Here is a 23,957-nt window from a genome sequence, read left to right as displayed (position 1 = left end):
AAAATAAAAGAAAATGACAAAGAAAATTTTAATGAGCATGACATTGCTCCTTACCTTATGTTTCTCTTTTGTGTCTTGTTCAGAAGATAAAGATGACCCACAAACACCTAAGACTTCGGCAAAAATTAATCTTGAATTGCCTATAAACATTCAAGCAAAAGACTTTAAAAACGCTCTTGTCCTACTTACCAACAAGGCAACAAAAGTGGTTTACAGTGTAAAAGAATTTAGTAAGACCGAAAAAGGTTACACTGCGGAGATTAAAGATATACCTGTTGGTACTTATTCTGTATTGGCACACGGCATTTTAACTTACGAAGCTGGTGGCAAAGAGGTGTCAATAGAGGTAAATACTATTAACGAAAATGTACAAATAACAGAAAATAGTTCTAACCAAATCAATCTTTTGCTCAATGTTTCGACAGGCAAAGAAGGGTTTGTTATATCTGAAATTTTCTTCCGTGGCACACAAACACCAAATGGAAAAGCTTATTTTGCTGACCAATATATCAAAATTACCAACAATACAAGCAAACTAATGTATGCTGATAGTTTGGTTATCATGGAGTCTGCCTTTACCAATGGTGTAAAACATAAGTATATCAAAGATTACAGAAATGAAGGTTTTGCTGCTGGTGCTATATATATGATTCCAGGAAAAGGTAAAGATGTACCTGTAAAACCCGGAGAAACATTGTTATTAGCATTGAATGGAAAAAATCATAAGAGTGTAAATGCTAACTCTTTCGACTTGAGTAATGCTAATTTTGAGTTCTATGATGTTTCAACTAACAACTATAAAGATGAGCAAAATGCCAATGTTAAAGATTTGGAACGCATATTTACCACCTCAGCCTCTATCCTTGTATTAAATATGAGAGGTAATAAAGCATACGCAATTGGTAAGATTCAAGGAACAATAAAAGACTTTTTAAAGAATAATTATTATGAAGCTCAATACAATAATGACGTAAATGGAAAATTAATGACACAAAAGGCTTACTTCCTTCCTTCAGCTTGGATTATTGATGCTGTCAATGTTGATATGAAAGATAATCCTCATGATTGGAACATTATCCCTGTTTCTATGGATAATGGTTTCACTTATTGCAGTGATAATGCTAAAGACAAGAGCGGTATTGGTACTGCCGTTGTACGCAAAATGAAGAATGGCAAGTATGTAGATACCAACAATTCTTCTGAAGATTTCACACCAAAGGCAACACCAACAGTAAAATAAAAACCCAACAACCTCCTCTAACAATAGGGTTGGAGGAGGTTTTTAAACAAACATTATGAATAAACTTTTTTCAACACTCCTTGTTTCGCTCCTTTTGCCGTTCTCTGTGGCTGCACAAACGGTAGAAATTGACAATTCGTACAGAGTGGGCAAGTTAGAAAACGGACTTACCTATTATATCAAACATAACGCAAAGGAGAAAGGATTAGCCGATTTTTTCATAGCCCAACGTGTCGGTTCTATTCTTGAAGAACCTCGCCAACGTGGATTGGCTCACTTTTTGGAACACATGGCATTCAATGGTACAAAGCATTTTCAGGGTAAAGGAAACTCATTGGGCATTGTTCCGTGGTGCGAAACCATTGGTGTAAAATTTGGAACAAATCTTAATGCGTACACGAGTGTAGACCAAACGGTTTACAATGTATCGGCTGTACCTATCAAGCGTGAAGGTATTGTCGATTCAACTTTATTGATTCTCCACGATTGGAGCCACTTTCTATTGCTCACCGATGAAGAAATAGACAAAGAACGTGGCGTTATTCACGAAGAATGGCGTACTCGCCGTGCTGGAATGGCAGTGCAACGCATGATGGAGCGTGTCATGCCTACCATTTATAAGGGTACAAAATATGAAGATTGTTTGCCTATTGGTTCAATGGATATTGTAGATAATTTCCCTTACAAAGACTTACGCGACTATTATAACAAATGGTATCGCCCAGACTTACAAGCCATTATCGTGGTGGGAGATATTGACGTTGATAAAATGGAGGAAAAGATTCGCCGCACCTTTGCTGATGTTCAAAAGCCTGAAAATCCAGCAGAACGCATCTACTATCCTGTGCCTGATAACGACAAAATGATTGTTGCCATTGATAAAGATAGCGAGCAACCCATTATGCTTGTTAATCTTTACATGAAACAGGCGGCTACTCCCGACAATGAAAAGAACCTTATAGCAACCCAACGCAAGAGTTATTTAAGTGCATTGGTTACGAATATGCTCAACGGAAGATTAGCCGATATGAAGAAAAAGCCCACGCCTCCATTCCATAGTGCATCGGTTGGTGCAGGTCAATTCTTCATTTCTAAAACCAAAGATGCTTTTTCTGTGTCGTTCGGTTGTTTGCAAGAGAATGTAAAAGGGTCGTTCGATGCTGTCATTGGAGAAGTGGAACGCGCTCGCCAACATGGGTTTACAGCAAGCGAATTGGAACGTGCAAAGCGAACTATCCTCAAGTCTGCCGAGCGAAAGTATACTGAACGCAACGACCGTCGTAATCGTTATTTAGTGAAAGCAGCTTTGCAAAATTTCTTGAACAACGAGCCTATCACGTCAGCCGAATACGATTATCAACTCACACAAGAGTTTAACGGCAGTGTAACCTTAGCCGAGGTGAACCAAGAAGCCATTGAACTTATTTCTGACAAGAACCAAGTGCTTACGGTTTATGCTCCTTTAAAGGCTGATTTCCCTATTGCTGACGAAGCAACTTTCGAGAAATATGTGTTGGAGGCACAGGCTAAGCAATACGAACCTTACAAGGAGGAAACAATGCAAGCCGAATTGATAACGAAATTGCCTAAGAAAGGTAAGATAAAAAAAGAAACGGATTGGGATAAATTTGGTGTAAAGAAACTTGTTTTGAGCAATGGCGTAGAGGTTTATGTGAAGAAAACCGACTTTGCGAAGGACGAAATCACGATGCGTTTCTATGGTGAAGGTGGAACATCAAGCTATCCTGATGCTGACGCAATTAACTTTTCTATGCTTTCAAGTGCCATTATCGATGCAGGAGTTGCCAACTTTGACAAGGTACAGTTAGACAGAATGTTGAACGGAAAGGCTGTTCGCATCAATCCAAGCATTGGTGTCGAAACGCAAGCTATCAATGGTAGTTCATCGGTAAAAGACTTTGAAACCATGATGCAACTTACCTATCTTTACTTTACTGCCCCTCGCAAAGACGAAGCGAAGTTTAAAGGTAGCATTGAAACCATGCGTTCGTTCCTCAAAAATCGTGAAGCCAATCCGCAAGTGGCTTATAACGATTCGGTTACGGCTATTCTTTACGGCAACCACCCACGCCTACAACCACTAAAACGCAGCACACTCGACCGTGTTTCTTACGACCGTATTTGGCAAATTTACAATGAACGTTTCAGCGATGCCTCTGGATTTAAGATGATTTTAGTGGGCAATGTCGATATGGAAACCTTACGTCCATTGCTCTGCCAATATGTTGCCACACTGCCCAATAAGGGGAAACGTAGCGTAGTGAAGGACTCTTATCCGCAAGTGCGCAACGTAAACGAAACGCATATCTTTAAAAAGAAGATGAACACACCATCTACTTTGGTAAGCGTTTTCTATACTTTCGATGAACCATTTACACCAAAAGCCGACCTTGCTCTTGATGTTTTCAAACGTGTCTTAACGATAGCTTACACCGATTCGGTACGTGAAGAAAAGGGCGGAACTTACGGCGTGAGTGTGCAAAGTCAGTTGGATAATACGGCAAAGCCTCACGGATTCGTTAAAATAAGTTTCCGCACCGACCCTGCAAAATACGAAATGTTGATGCCTATCATCTATCAGCAAATCGAAAACATTGCCAACAACGGTCCTTTGGCTTCAAGTATGGATAAGATTAAGAAATATTTGCTCAAAGCACACCGCCAATCTGTTAATACAAACGGTTATTGGGACTATGTCATCTACAATCGTTTGCACCGCAATATCGATTTCTTCACAGGCTACGAAGACCTTGTAAAAAGTCTAACACCGCAAGATGTGCAACAAATAGCAAAAGATATTTTGAAATCGAACCGACGGATAGAAATCACAATGATGTCTGAATAAATCAACATTCTCTCTCTGAATATTAAAAAAATGCTGTAAGCCACCATAGTTAAGCAAGTTGAAACTATGGTGGCTATTTTGTTTTCTATTAGGGCTATTCCATTTTTTGAAACTGTATATTATTTCATTCTCGTTGGTTATTTATCGAATAGTCCTTTAAATACTACTGAATTTTAAACCAATTTATATTTTGTTGAATTTCAACGCTTTACAGCGCATTTTTAAAACATTTTGTTTTGAGCTTCAAAACCCCTTGTTTTAAAGCTCAAAAGAGTATGTTTTGAAGTTCAAAACAAGGGGTTTTGAATTTCGATAAAATAAGCCTTGTCCTAAATTCCACAAAAGATTGTATATTCATTTATATTTTAACAAACAGTTTCTTAGCGAAAAATGAAACTTTGTAGGGGCGTGATTTATCACGTTCCTAACAGCATAATATTCGCTAAGAGGAACGTGATAAATCACGCCCCTACAAGACACCATAACTTGCTATATGCTATCTCATATTATGTTGAATTACAGACATTCGCTTCTCATTTCCCGACTTCGTCAATGTGTCCCTTTCGTAAAATAACGCAATGAGAATTGCTTATTTGGGTTATCAGTACGAGGAGTCTATTTTATATGAATTTCGGTGCATTACCCAAACGAAAAAAAACACCAATATTGATTATCAAGCACATATAAGGTCGATTGAGAAAAGTTATGAAGTCAGAAAAAGGTGGTTTTAATGTGTAATAAATATCTTTTGTCGTCAAGGGTCAATCGCTTTTCTGCTCAAATACAAAAAAAGAAGGCACACCGCCCACAGGTGCTCCATAATTAGTTGGCAATTTAAACAAGTTATTCGTTTTTATTTGCTAACTTTGTAGCCTAAGTATGCAATAAAAAAGGGGACAGAGCCCAATTTCGACAAAGCAAAAATGGATTTTTCAGAAGTTATAGGACAAGAAGAAACAAAGCAAAGGCTCATGAAAATGGCTGCAGACAAGCACGTTCCGCACGCGCTACTATTTTGTGGACCTTACGGAAGTGGCAAAATGGCGTTGGCTATGGCATTTGCTTGTCATTTATTAGAAATCTCATCGACCGCTCCAGAGAATACCAAAGCAATGTTGAATAAATGGGAACACCCCGATTTACATTTCACTTTTCCTACCATAAAAACGCCAAATATGGGCAGTGAACACCAACCCATAAGTAGCGATTTTGCAAAAGAATGGCACAATTTGATAAGCAAAGGTACTTATTTCAACATTCGGCAGTGGATGGAAGAAATGAATGCTACTAGCCAACAAGCCATTATAACAGCGGCAGAAAGTGATAATATTGCAAAAAACTTATCGTTAAAATCAAGCCAAGGAGGCTATAAAATTTCGATTATTTGGCTGCCAGAGAGAATGAACCAAACTTCGGCAAACAAAATTTTGAAACTATTGGAAGAACCATCAGAAGGTACGGTATTCCTTATGGTAAGCGAAGAACCCGAAAAACTATTGGAAACAATCGTTAGTCGCACCCAACGCATTGACGTAAAGCGCATTGATGACGAAGCCATAGAACAAGCATTGATAGCCCAAAGAGGATTAGAGGCTGATGCAGCACATCGTATAGCACGCATAGCACGAGGCAGTTGGCTCAAAGCAATAGAAACATTGAGCAACAACAACGAAGCAAACGAGTTCCTGCAACTATTCCAAAATCTCATGCGATTGAGCTATATGCGTAACTTAAAAGGATTGAAACAATGGACAGAAATGGTAGCTACGCTCGGAAGAGAAAAGCAACGCCGTATGTTAGTCTACTTTCAACAGCAAGTACGCGAGAACTTTATCTTTAATTTTGGCAATAGCGAACTCACCTACATGACAATAGAAGAGGAGCATTTTGCCAAAAACTTTGCTCGCTTCATCAACGAAACCAATGTGATAGAAATAAACGAACTATTTGAAACCTGCCACCACGATATAGGACAAAATGCAAATGCAAAGATTGTCTTCTACGATATGGCACTGAAAGTCATAGTTCTGATATTAAGAAAATAATAAATAAGCACATTTAAAATCAACATATACCCTTGCCATAATTGACAAACGAAAATTAGAAAGCAAGGCACAATCATTACAGAATGGATTACAAAGATATGAAATTTAAGCTATGGACAGGCTGCGACCGTGGGCTGTGCCATAAGGCTTGTGGACGTCAAGATAATAAATTGAATACATACGATTGGTTAGAAGACGTACCAGGCAATACAGATACTACCGACCTTGTGGAAGTGCAATTCAAGAACACACGCAAGGGATATTATCACAACGTGAACAACCTTGATTTGCAAAAGGGCGACATTGTTGCTGTAGAAGCAAGCCCTGGACATGACATCGGTGTGGTAACATTAACAGGAAGATTGGTGAAACTGCAATTAAAAAAAGCAACAGGGATAAAGTCGCCAGACGATATTAAAAATGTTTACAGAATTGCAAAAGAGGTGGACATGGAGAAATATCACGAGGCAAAAGCACGCGAACATCGCACCATGATAGAGAGCCGACAAATAGCGAAATCGCTCAATTTGGACATGAAAATTGGTGATGTAGAATTTCAAGGCGACGGCAATAAAGCCATTTTCTATTATATTGCTGACGAGCGTGTCGACTTCCGACAACTTATAAAAGACCTTGCGGCAGCCTTTCATGTACGCATTGAAATGAAGCAAATTGGCGCACGACAAGAGGCAGGACGCATTGGCGGAACAGGTCCGTGTGGAAGAGAACTCTGTTGTGCTACATGGATGAAAAGCTTTTCAAGCGTTTCTACCAATGCAGCACGTTGCCAAGACATCTCGTTGAATCCTACAAAGTTGGCGGGAATGTGTGCAAAACTAAAATGTTGCCTTAACTATGAAGTGGACGACTACATGGAAGCAAGTAAAAAACTGCCGAATAAGGATACTCATTTGTACACCTCTGACGCTGAATACTTCCTATTCAAAACCGATATATTGAATGGTCTTTGCACTTATTCTACCGATAAGTACTTAGCTGTGAACCTTGAAACGATTACAGCAGAGCGTGCAAAAGAAATTATTGAAATGAACCGCGAAGGAGAAAAACCTTTGTCGCTAACACATAACGGACAAGTCAAGCAAAGCAAAAAGCCTATTGACCTTTTGGAAGGAGCTGACCTTAGCCGTTTTGACAAAGAAAAAGCAAAGCGAAACAAACAAAAAAATAATAGAAAGAATAACAATCAGCAACGGGAAAACCGCAATCAGCAACGGGAACAACCGCAAGAACAATATAATCAACAACGCCCAAGAAGAAACGGAAGACCTAATCGTCGTCCTAATCAACAGGGCGACAGACCACAACGCAACCCAAACAGAAGAGATAATGAATAGGAAAAACATTTCCTTTTCGAGCTTTTTGGCATTGTTGGCTACCTTTTTTGCAATGGTAGCTTGCAATGATGGGCGCACGTTCGACCACTATAAAGCGGTGGCTTTAGAGGGTTGGGAACGCAACGATACGGCAATTTTTTCAATCAATAAGCAGAAAAAAGGCACGTATAGCATGGAGTTAGGACTACGAGCGACTCAAAATTATCCTTACAAAACTATCACGCTAATTGTTGAACGGACTGTTATTCACCCTGAAACAAAGAAAAAGCAAATGCAAGATAATTACCAAGATACGATTACTTGCAGGATTATTGACAATAATGGGCGTTTGGTGGGAAAGCGTGGGATAGCAAATACAGAATTAATGAACCATGTTTCATCATTTACACTACAAGAAAATGACTCTTTAAACATTGCTGTTCGCCACATTATGAGCCGTGATATGCTCCCTGGAATCAGTGATGTGGGTATTAGATTGACCCACAATTGACCTTGTTAAGCATAAGAGCAGGGCTACGCTCTCACACCTTTTTAGCATAGATTGGTAAACTTCAATAAAGAAATAGGCGGAATATCGACCCTCATTGGGTGATATTCCGCCTATTCTTATAGATTATATTTGGGCTTTTATATGCCTTGCATTTTTAGAAGCCCATACCGAATCTCTGCCACAATTTTCTTTCCATTTGTTGCCAATGATTGCTGGTATGTAGATATACATCGTAGGTATAATTGTTGAGAAGCGATGATATTTCATCTTTTGACGATGATTTTTTCACTTCTTGTTCCAGATTTGCCAATCCACGGAAAGCACGTTCTTGTTCGTCAAGGACAGCTTTATTCACCATTTTCTTGGTTTGCTGCCATGCTACAGTAGCCAATTTGTTAGCTTTGCGGTATTGCCACATCGCTACATCGTCGCCATAAACCTTGTTACCACAACGAGCAAAAGCTGAAGGCAATTTGGTAGTACCACAGAAAATTGGTATGCGAGGCGATTCTGCTGGATTGTCAAGACTCATCCATACTACACCACCGACAGCATCTGGTAAATCGCGGCGTAATTGAGCTACCCAACTGTAGCTACACCATGCCACACTAATGCCACGATGGAAAGTAACAGCCTTGCTATCAAGGTAGTTGAGCGTGCGCATCATGTTGCCTCCCATCCACGGATTGGCCACAGGACTTTGTATTGTATCTTTGTAGGCCTTACCGTCTTTATCTTTTTTGGTAACAACAGTCTTCAAATTCTTGCACATATCATATTGAGTTCCTTCGTAAGTAGCACGGAATAACTCCATAACTTTCTGTGCGCTAACCTTTTCTTTGGGCACAATAGAATAAGGAAGCTCGGGAAGATTCATGTTAAAACGTTCTTCTCCCAACAAACTATTGAAGATAAACATTTCACGTTCCAAAAAGTTTTTGCCCTTTGCATAGTCGCAATTATAGGCACGCCAGAAGCAAAATTCGCCCTTGCCGTCCCACAATTTATTCTTTAAAGCCACCTTTTCAACATTGTCGGAACACATAAAATCGGCACTGCCACGTTCTAATTTACCAATGCGAGGAATGTTGCATGATACTGCTACTTCGTTATCAGCCACACGTTTAGCCACCCAAACACCGCCAATAACATCTTTGCCAGCACCAATGATTTCCATTTGCCAAACTTCGTTGCGGTCGGCAATGGTCAAACATTCTCCATAGTCGCCATAACCATATTTTTTCACGAGTTCGCCAATTAATTTTATGGCATCACGAGCATTGTCGCAACGTTGAAGAGCTATGCGTTGTAATTCTTCAATAAAGAACCAGCCTTTAGGATTTTGCAATTTTTCTGGTCCAACGAATGTGCTTTCGCCAATAGCCAATTGTTTTTCGTTCAAACAAGGGTAGCCTGTGTTCAAATAAGCGTAAGTATGAGCAACTTCGGGCAGCTCTCCAATTACTTTTACGCCTACTGTGTCATTGCGAAAAGCGGTGTGTAATGTTCCACGAAGTACCTGATGCATAGCCCCTTTGGGGTAATCTCGCGCAGGTTCCATGGTCATCCATGAACGATAGTTGCCATCACAAGTGTGCGATGTAATCACTTCTCCCGTAGCGGAAGCATTTTTGCCCACCATAATACTGGTGCATGATTGCCCAACAGTCATATCTTCTGCTGTTACTTGGGCTGTAATTGATAGCGCAGCAAACCATACTGCACAAAAAAGCATTATTTTTTTCATCATAGTAGAGTTCAATAGTTCGTTAAAATTTGAGTATATGGCTACGCAGCCTTAGGCTGCCAACCAATGAGTTCTTTGACAATCTTACTAATTAAAGTTCGGTTCGGTCGGCATCGGGATATATCGAAAATTAATTTCGTATAGTTCGCATTGAACATCAACGACTTAACTTTTGCCATGGAATTGTCCATACCATTGTCTTTCATGAAGACCTTGGCGGCATTCAGTGAGGCAAACGATGCGTTGAACGCAAAGTCTAGCTGTCTCTTGTGTCTTGCCTGACAATCCATAAGTCCCGTAAACTGCTTGCTGTCGCGATAGCAGAACTCTATCTGGAAACGAGTGCGGTATGTCTTCAATACTTCCTCACCCGTCATTGAGAGTTTTGTCGAGAAGAACAACTTGCACTTTCCACCTGGCATTCGCCAGATGACAAGTCGCACCCTCTTCTTCAGAGCCTTGGCATAAGCCTCGAGGGTGTACGCCTTTCCGTCCAGTCCATCAATGTGCAGTTCTTCCATGCATGAGAGGTTGAGGTTTGCCAAGTCAATCTTGTCTCCCTTGACTCTTGGTCGTCCACGCCTCTTTTCCCTCTTGGGAATGTAATGCAGGCAAGCGTTGTCACGGAAGCGGCTGACCAGATAGAAGCCAAGCTCCGATATGCCCTTCTCGAACGTGGATGTGGAGAAGAATGCATCAGCCACTACTATATCAGTGATACTCAGCAGTTTCTTTGAATACCGCTTCATAACACTGATGTAATATTCGACGAGTGTCTTGTTCCTCATCTTCAGCGCGGAGTTCCCTATTGTCTGATGGGCACGCAGCATCATGCACTTGTTGTTGGCAACATCCAGCAAGCCGATGCCCATGATTTCAAGTCCGTGCTTCACCGCCCCTGCACATCCCGACCAGAACCGTCCGATATGAGGAGTCTTCTTCCCGGCCTTGCTGATATAGCATGGGTCTATGGCAATGGCAAGTAAGCCTTCCATTTCCAACACACGCCTTGCAAGAGACAGGTTCAACAGAAGCCAATCAATGCAGTCTTTCTTCTTGCGGTTGAAATTCTGACGATAGGTCTGCTCGCCATGCTTGCCGTAGCGAGCCATCTGTGTGAAGTTTATCTTTCTGGGTAGAATCATATATAAAGTCAGTATCTCGATGAGCAGAGTCTGGAAAGTTTTTGCTAACTTTGCACCAGATTCTTTCATTGATGTACGGATTGCACCCTTGAGGATCTCCTCATATTGGCTAAGTGGTTCTGAAATCATCATACTTTTAAAGTCTTGAATAAATTATAAAGGTACTGAAAATCAGGCACTTAGCCAAATTTATTTAGTTATGTTTTGTTAATCAATTCGCTCATTTTCAAACAATTATGTGATTATTAACAGAGTATTGAGAGTTAGATTGTCAGTAAAAACATTTCTTTTAAAAAGATGTTGCTAACGAGTGCAAAGGTAAGGTATTTTCTTTTATAAGCCAAAAGAATATTGAAAAGTATGGAAATTCTCTATGTTTATAAATTCATTTTGTTTCTATCAAGTATTTTTATGGTTTTGCCGTTTACCTCAATAGCCCCATTTTCTGTCAATTCAGACAGGCAGCGGAGCAGTGAAAATTTTTGTATGCCGAATGAATCAGCTATTTCTTGACGCGATTTGTCGAGTTTTACAATGTTCGACCCTTGCTCTTTGGCGGCTGAAAGAATAAAATAAACCACCTTTTCTCTTGCCGTAAGTAGCGATAATATGCGCATTTTTCGTGTCAAAAACACCTGAATGTTCGATAACGTTTGTATGTAGTTGCTACGAATCTGCTCGTTTGTGTCAATCAGTCGTTTTAGTTCCTGCGCACTCATACGGAAAATTGTTGTCGTTTCTTCGGCTTCCACCGTTACAGGGAGTTTGTTCTCTTTTGAAAAAATAAATGCTGGTGCTATCATATTGCCCGAAGTCAAACGACTAACTTCAACTATTTTGCCCGAAAGTCCCATCATTTTTGCCTTAAACTCGCCTTTTACTACGATGTCGGCATATTTTATAGGCATTCCCGTAATGCCGTAAATGTCTTTTTTAGCGTAAGTTACGAGTTCATATTGCACACTATCCAATAGATTTTCTATCTCGTAAAAATCCATTTCTGCAAATAATGGGCATGTAGCCAATGCGTTTATTATATCTTTCTCCATTTATGTTTCCCTCTGTTTTACTTTTGTAGCCTACAAAAATAGGGCTTTCACGCAATGTAACGAATTTATTTAACATCTTTTATGCAGCACAAGTAACATTTGTTACCTTTGGCAGATTTTTGAAAACGTAATTTTGCAACATAATTTTAAAACGAATAAGAAAGAAAAATGGAAAATCAAATGTTCTGTTATCAGTGTCAAGAAACTGCGAAAGGCACTGGCTGTACAATTAAAGGTGTGTGTGGTAAATTGCCTTCAACTTCAAAATATATGGACTTGCTCCTAAGTGTGGTTCGTGGTATAGCAACCATCGAGTATAATTTGCGCCAAAATAATGTTGAAAGTATTGCCGAAGTAGACCATTTTATTATGGACGCTTTGTTCTGTACCATAACCAATGCCAATTTTGACGACCCTTCTATTCTTCGTCGAGTAGATGCAGGCATTGCTTTGAAGAAAAAATTGATACTCATTGCAGAAACAAATAACGTAGTGTTGCCTTCTTATCGTGAAGTAGAGTGGGGTGGCGAAAAAGCCGATTACGACCATGAGGGCGATGCACAAACCATTCTTCGCACCGAAAACGAAGACTTGCGTTCGCTTAAAGAACTTACCATGTTGGGTTTAAAAGGTCTTGCTGCTTATTATGAACATGCCTCACGTTTAGGATTTTACGACAAGAAAATTACCGATTTTGTATGCGAGGCTTTGGCTATTATTACCAATCCCGATGCTGATATGAACACTTTGCTCAATACGGTTCTTGCAACAGGAACAAACGGCGTGAACGTAATGGCATTGTTAGACCAAGCAAACACTACCGCATACGGCAATCCTGAAATTTCAAAAGTTAATATCGGAGTGGGCAAGAATCCTGGTATTTTGATTAGTGGACACGACCTTCACGATATTGAAGACCTTTTAAAGCAAACCGAAGGCACAGGTATTGATGTTTACACACACGGCGAAATGTTGCCAGCTCATTACTATCCAAAGCTCAAGAAATACAAAAATTTAGTGGGTAATTATGGTAACGCATGGTGGCAACAGAAGGAAGAGTTTGCAAGTTTTAATGGTCCTATCGTTTTTACAACCAACTGTATTGTACCACCTTCAAAGAATGCCAACTATAACGACCGTGTATTTACAATGAATGCAACAGGTTTCCCCGGGTGGAAACATATTGAAACCAATACCGAAGGGCATAAAGATTTCTCTGAAGTAATCGAAATAGCTAAGAAGTGTCAAGCTCCAATCCAAATAGAAGAAGGCGAAATCATCGGTGGATTTGCCCATAATCAAGTACTTTCGTTAGCCGACCAAATTGTTGAGGCTGTGAAAAGTGGTGCTATTCGTAAGTTTGTAGTCATGGGTGGTTGCGATGGTCGTTTCAAAGACCGTAACTATTATACCGAATTTGCCCAACAACTACCAAAAGATGTAGTGATTTTAACTTCTGGTTGTGCCAAATACAAGTACAATAAGTTGAATTTAGGCGATATAAATGGCATTCCTCGCGTATTAGATGCAGGTCAATGTAACGACTCTTACACATGGGCGGTAGTAGCTTTGAAGTTAAAAGAAATTTTTGGAGCAAATGATATAAATGACCTTCCAATAGCTTTCAATATTGCATGGTACGAACAAAAAGCAGTTATTGTTTTGCTTGCTCTCCTAAGTTTGGGTATAAAGAATATCCACATTGGACCAACTCTTCCTGCTTTTGTTTCTCCAGCCGTTCTCAAAGTGCTTGTTGAGCAATTTGACTTAGGCGGAATTACAACAGTAGAAGAAGATTTGAAAACTATGATAGGTTAAGTGGATTGTCCCAACTCATTGGTGGAATACAAAATTGTTTTTCTCTTTTATTTAACAAATATATTTTAAAACAATGGGATAGTCTGTCAAGTATGATTTTTTCATAAACTCAACAACTCGTATTGTATTCTTTCACAAGAAATTAAAATTTTGAAAGTTAGAAATACAAGACGAGTAGTTGAGTTTTACAGTAAAATGACACTTTACGAAATAGTCTTCATTCGCTCACGTTTTTTGATGTTTTACCTAAAATAATGGTATGAGAGAAATAGATAAAAAATAAATCCACAATGATAGTCTTAGAAACTACCCATTTACCCATTGTGGATTTATGTTTTATATGAATAATTTTTATTTTACTTTTATGTACGAATGAAATTATTTTATTAGTTTTATATTCCCTTGTTCTGCTTATTTCTCGTTTTTTCTCACATATATATTAATAGCAATTTGTTTTTCAGGGTGTTGCTCTGGATTGTATTGACATATATACACTTCAAAAATATTACCCCAACCTTGGTCTAAAAAGATTGCAAGTTCTTCATTTTCATCGCTTGGAATGTACCCGATTTTACATTCATCGCAATATATCGCAATGGCATTTGGGTCGAATTTGTTATCTTCTTCGCGCACTAATTTAAGTTTCTTGCCATTTTTAAGCTCTTCAACACAGAATATAGCCTCATTATATTGTACTCCTGCAACTCTTGTGTTTATGTAATACTTTCTTTTCATAACTGTAATGTTTTTAAAGATTATGATGCAAAGTTAGGATAACACTGTGCTAAAACTTTTCCTATTGTGCAAAAATATTAATTTATTTGTTGATTTTTGCTATTTCTTCAGCTTTTTCTCGTACAGCTTTACGCAATGAAAGTGGTTCAATAACTTCGCAATGCGCGCCTAATCCCGTAATTGTATCAATTAATTCGTAATTTTCTATTAGATGAAACCGAAAGATGGTATAATCAGTTGTTCTTTCTTCAATTTCTTGTGAGTCGTGAATGGGTAGCGTTTCAATGTAATCTCTAACGTACCCTGTAACTTTTAGGCGTATCAATTCCACAGGACTATCCTCATTAGAATGCATTCCAATACAAGATTTAAATTTTCTTTTTGCCGAAAATGTAGGTGAAATTTCAAATGTTTTGTCAAGTTCTCTTACTTCAATGATGCGATCAAGTCCGTATGTAAATTCTTTATTGTGCTTGTCACTATGGGCTACGAGGTACCAACGTCGTTCATTTAATTTCAATGCGTATGGTTTTGTTTCAAAATCATAATCAGAATTTCCTCCAAAAGGCTTATATTTCATGTAAATTTGGTGATTATGACGCATTGCATTACAGATTATTTCCAATGTTTCGTTGGCTGTTGGAATATCTTCAAGCAGTATTCTTTCATGCAGCAATCTGTTTTCCGACATTATATTTCCAATAGAGTAAGCGTTCATTGTCCATTTTATTAAGTCGTTATGGTTACTCTCATCTTCCATAATATAATATCTGAACGGTGCTTTTCGGGCACATTCAACCCAAATTCCGAGTGCGGTTGGCAGTGCATTGAGCCAATTTCTAAATGTTCTTTTTGATAGTTCTGTGCCATATTCGTTTAAGCAACTCCTTTGCCAAGCATTGTTTATTTCTTCAAAAGTGAGTCCTTTCCCACGTCGTATGGTATCTACCAACCAAATGTATCGTCTAAAAATTTCTTTAGCCATTGTTTTTTATGAATTTAGTCTGTTTCTATTTTGTTTTATTGTTACATGGATTGGGTTTTGGATTACCTCTTATAAGATTTCTTTATTTTACGTTTAACCCCTCGAAAGAACCATTGGATTTTTTCGAGGGGTTAAATATAATGTGTTAATCTATTGTTTCTATTTCTCAAATAGCCTTAATTTTTTATTTGCTTTTGTGCGCCTATATAATATAATAAGGTGTAATTTGGCTTATTTTTTGTTCGCAAAGAATACTCCTACGAGGATTAAAGCACTACCGATAGCTGCTTCGATGGTCATTTGTTCGCCTAAGAAGATTGCACTAATGATGACGGTACAAATTGGACTGAGATAGTTGTAGTTGGCAATTTTCACTGCTCCTACTTTTTCTGTAACGTAACTCCATGCACCAAAACCAAAGAACGATGCCACCAAACCAAGGAAAAGAAGGTTGAAAGTAACAGGTAAGTCGGTCAAGAAATTTTGCAATGGATATTCCCAAGGAGTAATAATGAACAATGGAAGACTTGTCAATGCACCATAGAAGAACATTTTACGGGTGAGGAAAGCGGCGCCATATTTTTTTCCTAATGGTTTTAGCAGCAAGCAGTAAGCACCAAAACAAGCCGTAGAGAGCAATGCTAAAGCGTCGCCCAAGACACGATTGCTTGCTGTTTTGCATTCGCTATTGCCACCAAAGATGATGAACGACACACCGATGAGGGCTATGAGTGAACCTATTGCCAACGATTTTGTGAGTTTTTCTTTGCAGAAAAGTATCGCTAAAAACATGGTAAACAAGGGCGAAGTACAAAGGATAAAGCTAATATCATTTACGCTACCTACTTCTACCGCAAAGTTTTCTGGAATAAAATAGAGTGAACCTCCCAATACACCACAAGCTACCATTAGTAATTCGTCTTTGAGATTGGCTGACCATAGCTTCTTGTACGACAGTGTCCACATAGCGAGATAAGCAATGATATAACGTGAAAGAAAAACTTCATCAGGTCGCATGCCACCTTGAATAACAACTTTTGTATTTACCAAAGTTGCTCCCCAAATACTTACAACCAATATTGCGATAAGATGATAGAGTACCACTCTATTCTTACTCTCTTTAACTATGTTAGGCATAAAATTATTCTTGTATGATTTAAAGTAGCGCAAAGTTAGGAAATTTTAGATTAAGAACAAAATATTAACCGACTTAAAATTAGCAAAGATTGAAAATTATACGTTTTTTATGTTGCTTTTAACTATTTGAGGTCTAAAATCGGAAGAAAAGAATAATATATTGTTGTGATTTTACTATTTCTTTTCGTTCGATTTTCTTAATGTATTTTTTGAAATGCACAAATCTTTAATGACTTCACCGCCAATGATTAGTCCTGCCGTAGCGGGTACCCATGCGTTGGAAGCAGGTGTTAATCGTTTTTGGTGGGCTATGGTTTCTTCGTTTTCTTTGTTTGTGTTTGGCTTGTTTTGGCTTACTCTCATGCTTGTGAGCGGTTCTTCGGGGCTATAAACCACCTTTATATCGCGCACATTGGTCTTTCTTAGTTTTTTGCGCAATACCTTTGCTAATGGGTCGTTGATGGTCTTAAATAAATCGGTTACTATAAATTGGGTTGCATCTAATTTGAAAGCTGCTCCCATACTGCTTATCATGGGGACGTGTAAGTTGTGGCAACGGGTTATAATATCGAGTTTTGCTACGACCGTATCAATGCAATCTACCACATAATCGTACTGTGTAAAGTCGAATATATCAGCACTTTCTGGCAAATAAAACGTTTCAAATTTCGTTACCTTGCATGCTGGGTTGATGTCTTTAATGCGGCGTTCTGCTACGTCTACTTTCGCTTCGCCGAGTGTAGAGTGTGTAGCAATGATTTGACGATTGATGTTGGACAGTCCCACATGGTCGTCATCGACAATATCAATGTTGCCCACTCCGCTACGTGCCAATACTTCTACAACATAGCCACCAACTCCACCGACGCCAAAGACCAGCACATGGCTGTTTGTCAATGTTGTCATGGCTTCGCTACCCAATAAAAGTTCTGTTCTTGAAAACTGATTTTCCATAATGTATTTCTGCTTTTCGTGCAAAGTATTGCTGCTAAAATTTGATGCAAAGTTACGATATCATTCCCATAGAATGGCAGTTTTTCTGCTGTTTTTGTTATTTTTCTTGTGCTTTGCAAGCGGTGTGCTTGACGAATATATTATTTTATGGTTCATTGTACAATCGCTTTAAAATTTAAAATAGGCTCTTTTGAACTTCAAAATAGGCGGTTTTGCAGTGCAAAATAGCCTATTTGAGTTTTTGGTATGTTCTCTACTTTTTTATTTTCTTGAAAGTTTCATCAATTATTCTTAGCTTTTATCAACGAGAAATCTTGGTTTATTGTTGAAATGTGTTATCTTTGCAGCCATGAATAGGTATGCAATTGCAATGTTAGCATTTATTTTTTCATGCTTTAGTCAGCAAGTTTTGGCTAAAGTTTGGACAGCTAACGATATTCCTATGGTGCATTTGCAAGATGCACGCCGCTATGTTTGCGACCCTGAAAACATCATGTCGGACGCCTTACGCGATTCTACTGATTTATATTTGAGTAGGTTGGAAAAGGAAAGCGGCATTCAAGCCGTCTTTGTTATCGTGTCTAATGTTGAATCGGGCGATGCTTTTCGTGTGGCGCAAGATATTGGTAACAAACAAGGTGTAGGCGATAAGAAAACCGACAGAGGTCTCGTTGTGGTTGTTGCTGTGGAAGATAGACGCTACTTTATAGCCCCTGGCGACGGTTTGGAGGGCGACTTAACCGATGTGGATTGCGATGATATAGCCCAAGCATGTATCGTAAAAAATATGCGATTGGGTAACATTGATAAGGCAATGCTCAGTACTGCAAAAGCTGTTTATTCAAAGTTTAAAACAGGAAAAACGGGGGTAGAACAAGGCGAAAGCAATGATGCCGCAGACGCCATGAGTGCTATTATCTTGTTGATAGTAATCTTTTGGATTGTTTGGTCGATTAGCAAAGGAGGAAAAGGTGGCAATGGCGGACATGGAAGAGGCAGCCGCAGTTTTGGTCCTTTCTTTTGGGGTAACCCAGGACATATAAATGATGGACACTTTGGTGGAGGTTTTGGTGGCGGAAGTTTCGGCGGTGGCAGCTTCGGTGGCGGCGGTGCTGGCGGCGGTTGGTAAGAAAAACAGAATAACATTATTAACTATAAGGAAATGAAAAATAAAACATTATTAATTGTGATAGCGATTGTGGCTTTGCTCGGTATTTGGGCATTCTCAGGCTACAATGGTATGGTGGATAAACAAGAATTGGCTACTACTGCTTTAAGCAATGTGCAAGCGCAATATCAGCGCAGAACCGACATGATGCCACAGTTGGCAAAGATTGTGAAGGCATACGCAAAACACGAAAAAGAAACATTCGAAGCCGTAACGAAGGCACGCAACGCAGCTACACAAATACATTTGGACGCTGATAACCTCACACCTGAAAAGATGAAAGAGTATGAAATGGCTCAAAACCAAGTGACACAGGCGTTTTCACGCTTAATAGCTGTGGCTGAGGCTTACCCAGAACTCAAGGCAAGCGAGAATTTTAAGGCATTGCAAGTGCAGGAAGAAGGTACAGAAAATCGTATCAATGAGGCGCGAAAGAAGTACAATGAGTCGGTACAAGAATACAATCAAACAGTGCGCCACTTCCCTAATTCAATCTTAGCAGGCATGTTTGGTTTCGACAAAATGACCAAGTTTGAGGCTGCGACAGGTGCCGAAAAAGCACCAGATTTGGATATTTAAGAAAGTTTTTGGAAAGAGGAAGCATCGGATTTGTCTGACTTTGCGCAAATTAATACCCACGTCAGACTCGTCCAGATCGTCCTCTTTTTCTCTTGAGCTTTTTGTATTTTAATGAAAAACTACCATGTTGAACTAATGTAAAATTGGCTATCATTCTAATAAATGGACGTTAAGGTAGCTTTTTTAATTGTTAAATACGAATAAAGAATACTGACAAATTGGCAAGGTTACAAAAAATGGGTCTATATTTGCAACACGTTTAAGCAAATAAGACAAATAAATATAAAAGTAACAGATTATGAAAAAAATGGGAAATTTTTTAGTGGGTGCTTCTTGTGTACTTGCACTCACATTTTCTACAACAGCTTTCATCAAAGCATATGGAGCTGAAACAAAAGCTGTAGCACCAGGACAACCTGTCGATTTGACTTATGCTGCCGAAAAAGCATTGCCTGCGGTGGTGCATATTAAGAACGCACAAAACTCGAAAACACAGATGGTGGAAGTGCCTGACGACCCATTTGGAGGATTTTTTGACTTCTTCGGCTTCGGAAACCCTGGCGGTGGTTCACGCCAACAACAAATTCAAACTCCTAAACGCCAACTTACAGGTAGTGGTGTCATCATTTCGGAAGACGGATATATCGTTACCAACAACCATGTGGTAGAAGGTGCTGACGAACTTACTGTAACGCTGAACGATAACCGCGAGTTTTCGGCTCGTGTCGTAGGAACTGACAAAAGTACCGACTTGGCATTGATAAAAGTGAGTGGCAAAAACCTACCAACATTGCCTATTGGTAATTCTGACAATCTAAAAGTGGGCGAATGGGTAATCGCTGTGGGCAACCCATACAATCTTAATAACACTGTAACGGCAGGTATCGTGAGCGCAAAGGCACGCGGATTGGGCGCAACACAAGGTGGTGTTGAAAGCTTTATACAGACCGATGCTGCTATCAATCAAGGCAACTCTGGTGGTGCATTGGTGAACGTTCAAGGAGAATTGGTAGGTATTAATGCCATGCTTTACTCACAGACAGGCTCTTACAGCGGATATGGTTTTGCCATTCCTACTGTGATTATGAATAAAGTTGTTGATGATATTAAGAAGTACGGAAGCGTTCAACGTGTCATTTTAGGCATTCAAGGAGGCGATGTTATCAACTATATCAACGCACAAAAGGAAGAAGGAAAAACAGTAGACCTCGGTACAAACGAAGGTGTGTATGTTGATAAAGTTTCGGAAGAAGGCAACGGCGCAGAAATAGGATTGCATAAAAAAGACGTAATCGTTAAGTTTGACGGAAAGAAAGTTACCAAGATGTCTGAATTGCAACAACTTTTGAATACAAAACGCCCAGGCGATAAGGCTTCAATAACTTTCTTGCGTGATAAGAAAGAAATAACAAAGACCATTACTTTGAAGAATGCTCAAGGTACAACAAAGCCTATCGAACAAGCTGATATAGATGTTCTTGGAGGTCAATTCCGCCCAATTACAGATGCAACAAAGAAACAATTGAACATTAAGTTCGGTTTGGAAGTAATGAAAATCAATAGTGGTGCATTGCGCAATGCAGGCATTAATCGTGGCTTTATTATCCAAAAGGTAAACGATGAAGTCGTAAATTCAATCGAAGGATTACAGAGATTAGTTAAAATAGCATCAACAAGTAAAGACCCAGTACTTTATATTCAAGGTGTTTATCCAACAGGAAAGAAAGCCTACTATGCTGTTCCATTGGTGGATTAAAAGACTTGACGGTACATTATCATTTTAATTAATAAGAAAGCCTTGTTGTTAGCGCAGCGAGGCTTTTTATATTAAAAATAAGACTTTATTTGTTTTTTTTTCGTTTAACTCGCTGATTTTCCGTAATTTTGTGCATCTTAATGTCAATCCGCATACAGATGAGACAATTGAAAATCACCAAATCGATTACAAATCGAGAAAGTACAGCCTTAGAAAAATATCTTCAAGATATAAGTCGTGAAGCTATGGTGGGGTTGGACGAGGAAATAGAACTCGCAAAACGAATAAGAGAAGGCGACGAGAAAGCACTCGAACGACTTACAAAGGCTAACCTTAGATTCGTTGTGTCGGTGGCAAAGCAATACCAAAATCAAGGTTTAGCTCTGCCAGACCTTATTAATGAAGGAAATTTTGGACTGATAAAAGCAGCACAAAAATATGATGAAACAAGAGGATTTAAGTTCATTTCGTATGCAGTTTGGTGGATAAGACAAAGCATTATGCAAGCCATTTCCGAGCAAAGCAGAATGGTGAGAGTGCCTATCAACCAAATGGGGTCGGCAAACAGAATAAGAAAATTTATCAATCAGTTCGAGCAAGAGCATGAACGCTATCCGAGCCTATCGGAATTGACCGAACATATTGATTTGCCAGAAGAAAAAATTGTCGAAGCATTAGCAATGGCTACCACACAAGTGTCAATGGACGCACCTTTTACAAGCAATGAAGAGGGCAGTTTGCTTGATGTCTTGCCTAACAAAAACGCTCCTTCGGCTGACGATTTGTTGGTAGCAGAAAGTTTAAGTACCGAGGTAGCCAATGCTTTAGCATCGCTTTCGGAGCGTGAACAAATCATTATAAAATGCTTTTTTGGTATTAATCAACCCGAAATGTCGCTCGAAGAAATCGGCGAAAGGACAGGTTTGACACGCGAAAGGGTAAGGCAAATAAAAGAAAAAGCCATTATTCGACTACGCAAAAATTCACTGAGTGAACGATTAAAAAGTTTTTTAGGAAAATAAAAGAAAAATGAAATACGGAAAATTATTAATTATTTTGACAATGTTGATGGGAATAACCACAACGATGTCGGCAAAAGATGGATACAAAGCCATGAAAGTTTATATGTTTGGAGTGTCTATTTCGTTCAACGATTCCATTGTAAATTTTACGGATATACAAGCTGTTGATGTGTATATAGCCAATGATAAACCTCATTTCTTACTCAATCGTGAAGATTATTCCTACCAATTGCGTTATTGTATTGAGCGCATACAGGCAAATAATCACCCAACTTGTTTGGTAGTATACGGGAAAACAGAAAAGGAAGCAATGAAAAAGTACCTTAAAATGCAAGCAAGGTATACCAAAAAGGCAAAGAAAACTTATGTGATAAATGCTATTCCATCTACTCAATTTAAATTTCAAACGATGCTACCAGATGATTTGAGAGAAGAAAAGATAAAAAATAGTAACGTAAAACAAGAAGAAAAGAAATAAAAACACAAAAGCATGCAAACCTATAAATTCAGGATAGCCGAACTAAATATTCGCATTGTTATTGCAAACGATGCGTACAATGGAATGAAACTCATGTATTCGATGCAGCCATTCATGGTGGACGAGCATGACGACGAATTGTTTTTTCAACTTATTGTTGATGATAGTTTAGCAAGAGTACCTGAAACGGAATGCAGACGGATAAGAACATTTGATACAGGTAACGGAGATATCATTGTTGATAAACTTGAAAGTGGTGGCTATCAATATATTATAAAGGATATTAGAGGTGAAACATGTTGCTTATTAGTAACAAATAAAGACTTCTCTGATTGTAAATGTGCGCTCAAAGGGGGACATAACATGCGACGTTTTGGACTCAATAATGCACTGATGCTTATCTTCGCATTTGCTGGAGTCCACAAGAATACATTATTGATGCATGCATCTTTGGTGAGAAATAACGGCTATGGCTATGCTTTTATAGCAAAGAGTGGAACTGGAAAATCAACGCAAGTAAGCATGTGGTTGCGCTATATTCCTGGCTCAGACCTTATGAATGACGATAATCCGATTATTCGTTTAATTGATAATGAGTTCTGGATTTTTGGTGGACCATGGAGTGGAAAGACACCATGTTATCGTAATGTTAAAGCAAAATTAGGAGCCATTACGCGTATAGACCGTGCAGAAACGAACTCGATAGAGAAACTTTCACCAATTCAGGCCTTTGCCTCGGTGTTGCCATCATGTTCCAGTATGAAATGGGACAAGGATATTTACAATGCTTTTTGCAACTTAATAAGTAAAATTATAGAGACAACCAGCATTTATACTTTACATTGTTTGCCTAACAAAGAGGCTGCGGAAGTGTGCTACAATACAATAGCAAAGCATAAAGATGCCGAAGATGATAAAAAATAAAACGGAAATTCAATTTGAGAATGCATTAATTCTACCAGAAATAGTGAGTTTGTTGAATGAAGGGCATACTGTAACGTTACAGTTAAAAGGTTTTTCCATGCGACCATTTTTAGAAAATAATAGGGATAAAGCCTTGTTAGTAAAGCCGAAAGAAATCGCTGTTGGCGACCCTGTATTGGCTGAAGTGGAACCTAAAAATTACGTATTGCATCGCATTATAGCGATTGAGGGGGAGGAGGTTACCTTATTGGGCGATGGAAACTTAACGCCTGAACATTGTCAAAGAAAAGATATTGTAGGTGCTGTTATTGGATTTTACAGAAAAGGACGAACAGAAATAGACCGAGTAGATGGTAAAAAATGGAAAATATATAGTCGTGTTTGGACTGCATTGCGCCCCATTCGACGTTATCTTTTAGGTTTTTATCGTCGGTTATGGATACCCATCTTTGGTGTGATTTAAG

General features: G+C 38.9%; 20 protein-coding genes. 13 read left to right on the top strand and 7 right to left on the bottom strand.

Annotated features, from left to right (window positions below; all coding sequences use genetic code 11):
* Positions 1–13: 13 nt before the first annotated feature.
* The 5 genes from DYI03_RS07890 (at position 14) to DYI03_RS07870 (ending at position 7,996) form a co-directional block, all read left to right on the top strand.
* Complete coding sequence (locus tag DYI03_RS07890; protein ID WP_021668679.1) at positions 14–1,240, top strand: DUF4876 domain-containing protein; 1,227 nt, start codon at positions 14–16, stop codon at positions 1,238–1,240.
* A gap of 55 nt (positions 1,241–1,295) precedes the next feature.
* The gene (locus DYI03_RS07885) at positions 1,296–4,106 is read left to right on the top strand and encodes a M16 family metallopeptidase (protein ID WP_021668680.1); all 2,811 of its coding nucleotides are present in this window, start codon (positions 1,296–1,298) and stop codon (positions 4,104–4,106) included.
* 923 nt (positions 4,107–5,029) lie between these two features.
* Positions 5,030–6,151: a DNA polymerase III subunit gene (locus DYI03_RS07880; RefSeq protein ID WP_021668683.1), complete on the top strand. Its 1,122-nt coding sequence runs from the start codon at positions 5,030–5,032 to the stop codon at positions 6,149–6,151.
* A gap of 83 nt (positions 6,152–6,234) precedes the next feature.
* The gene (locus DYI03_RS07875) at positions 6,235–7,506 is read left to right on the top strand and encodes a PSP1 domain-containing protein (protein ID WP_021668684.1); all 1,272 of its coding nucleotides are present in this window, start codon (positions 6,235–6,237) and stop codon (positions 7,504–7,506) included.
* A complete protein-coding gene (locus tag DYI03_RS07870) occupies positions 7,499–7,996 on the top strand; it encodes a gliding motility lipoprotein GldH (RefSeq protein ID WP_004355760.1) in 498 nt (165 codons plus the stop codon). Before DYI03_RS07875 ends, DYI03_RS07870 begins: the two co-directional genes overlap by 8 nt.
* Positions 7,997–8,150: 154 nt before the next feature.
* Here the strand turns inward: DYI03_RS07870 and DYI03_RS07865 are convergent, their stop codons facing one another.
* The 3 genes from DYI03_RS07865 to DYI03_RS07855 all read right to left on the bottom strand — a co-directional run bounded on the left by DYI03_RS07865 (position 8,151) and on the right by DYI03_RS07855 (position 11,937).
* Complete coding sequence (locus tag DYI03_RS07865) at positions 8,151–9,746, bottom strand: dipeptidase (RefSeq protein ID WP_021668685.1); 1,596 nt, start codon at positions 9,744–9,746, stop codon at positions 8,151–8,153.
* 38 nt (positions 9,747–9,784) lie between these two features.
* Positions 9,785–11,020, bottom strand: a complete 1,236-nt coding sequence (locus DYI03_RS07860; RefSeq protein ID WP_458693109.1) for a transposase — start codon at positions 11,018–11,020, stop codon at positions 9,785–9,787.
* A gap of 245 nt (positions 11,021–11,265) precedes the next feature.
* A complete protein-coding gene (locus tag DYI03_RS07855) occupies positions 11,266–11,937 on the bottom strand; it encodes a Crp/Fnr family transcriptional regulator (protein WP_021669564.1) in 672 nt (223 codons plus the stop codon).
* Positions 11,938–12,105: 168 nt separating this feature from the next.
* Between DYI03_RS07855 and hcp the strand changes: the two genes are divergently transcribed.
* Positions 12,106–13,755, top strand: coding sequence for a hydroxylamine reductase (gene hcp / locus DYI03_RS07850; RefSeq protein WP_004355599.1), 1,650 nt, complete (start codon positions 12,106–12,108; stop codon positions 13,753–13,755).
* A gap of 411 nt (positions 13,756–14,166) precedes the next feature.
* Here the strand turns inward: hcp and DYI03_RS07845 are convergent, their stop codons facing one another.
* From DYI03_RS07845 to DYI03_RS07830, 4 genes are all read right to left on the bottom strand, one after another.
* Positions 14,167–14,490, bottom strand: a complete 324-nt coding sequence (locus DYI03_RS07845; RefSeq protein ID WP_004355616.1) for an HIRAN domain-containing protein — start codon at positions 14,488–14,490, stop codon at positions 14,167–14,169.
* Between the two features lie 82 nt (positions 14,491–14,572).
* Positions 14,573–15,475, bottom strand: a complete 903-nt coding sequence (locus DYI03_RS07840) for a helix-turn-helix transcriptional regulator (RefSeq protein WP_021669565.1) — start codon at positions 15,473–15,475, stop codon at positions 14,573–14,575.
* A gap of 231 nt (positions 15,476–15,706) precedes the next feature.
* A complete protein-coding gene (locus DYI03_RS07835; RefSeq protein ID WP_004355791.1) occupies positions 15,707–16,612 on the bottom strand; it encodes a DMT family transporter in 906 nt (301 codons plus the stop codon).
* 174 nt (positions 16,613–16,786) lie between these two features.
* Positions 16,787–17,566 (bottom strand): tRNA threonylcarbamoyladenosine dehydratase, encoded by a 780-nt coding sequence (locus DYI03_RS07830; protein WP_021669566.1) that lies wholly within the window; start codon positions 17,564–17,566, stop codon positions 16,787–16,789.
* Positions 17,567–17,936: 370 nt separating this feature from the next.
* Here DYI03_RS07830 and DYI03_RS07825 point away from each other — a divergent pair, with 370 nt between their 5' ends.
* The 7 genes from DYI03_RS07825 to DYI03_RS07795 all read left to right on the top strand — a co-directional run bounded on the left by DYI03_RS07825 (position 17,937) and on the right by DYI03_RS07795 (position 23,956).
* Positions 17,937–18,695: a TPM domain-containing protein gene (locus tag DYI03_RS07825; protein WP_036858655.1), complete on the top strand. Its 759-nt coding sequence runs from the start codon at positions 17,937–17,939 to the stop codon at positions 18,693–18,695.
* Between the two features lie 33 nt (positions 18,696–18,728).
* Positions 18,729–19,313 carry a LemA family protein gene (locus DYI03_RS07820; RefSeq protein WP_004355571.1) on the top strand — a complete coding sequence of 195 codons (585 nt, stop codon included), beginning with the start codon at positions 18,729–18,731 and terminating at the stop codon, positions 19,311–19,313.
* Between the two features lie 298 nt (positions 19,314–19,611).
* The gene (locus tag DYI03_RS07815) at positions 19,612–21,069 is read left to right on the top strand and encodes a S1C family serine protease (protein ID WP_021669019.1); all 1,458 of its coding nucleotides are present in this window, start codon (positions 19,612–19,614) and stop codon (positions 21,067–21,069) included.
* A gap of 158 nt (positions 21,070–21,227) precedes the next feature.
* A complete protein-coding gene (locus DYI03_RS07810) occupies positions 21,228–22,091 on the top strand; it encodes a sigma-70 family RNA polymerase sigma factor (RefSeq protein WP_025064449.1) in 864 nt (287 codons plus the stop codon).
* Between the two features lie 7 nt (positions 22,092–22,098).
* Positions 22,099–22,569 (top strand): hypothetical protein, encoded by a 471-nt coding sequence (locus tag DYI03_RS07805; RefSeq protein WP_021669021.1) that lies wholly within the window; start codon positions 22,099–22,101, stop codon positions 22,567–22,569.
* A 12-nt stretch (positions 22,570–22,581) separates the two neighbouring features.
* Positions 22,582–23,493, top strand: coding sequence for a hypothetical protein (locus DYI03_RS07800; protein WP_021669022.1), 912 nt, complete (start codon positions 22,582–22,584; stop codon positions 23,491–23,493).
* Positions 23,471–23,956: a S24/S26 family peptidase gene (locus DYI03_RS07795; protein WP_025064450.1), complete on the top strand. Its 486-nt coding sequence runs from the start codon at positions 23,471–23,473 to the stop codon at positions 23,954–23,956. The genes DYI03_RS07800 and DYI03_RS07795 overlap by 23 nt, the downstream gene beginning before the upstream one ends.
* Position 23,957: the final 1 nt, after the last annotated feature.

The organism is Prevotella disiens, assembly GCF_900454955.1.
Lineage (GTDB): Bacteria > Bacteroidota > Bacteroidia > Bacteroidales > Bacteroidaceae > Prevotella > Prevotella disiens.
The sequence above is the reverse complement of the archived record's forward strand: the minus strand, read 5'-3'. Positions and strand labels throughout refer to the sequence as shown.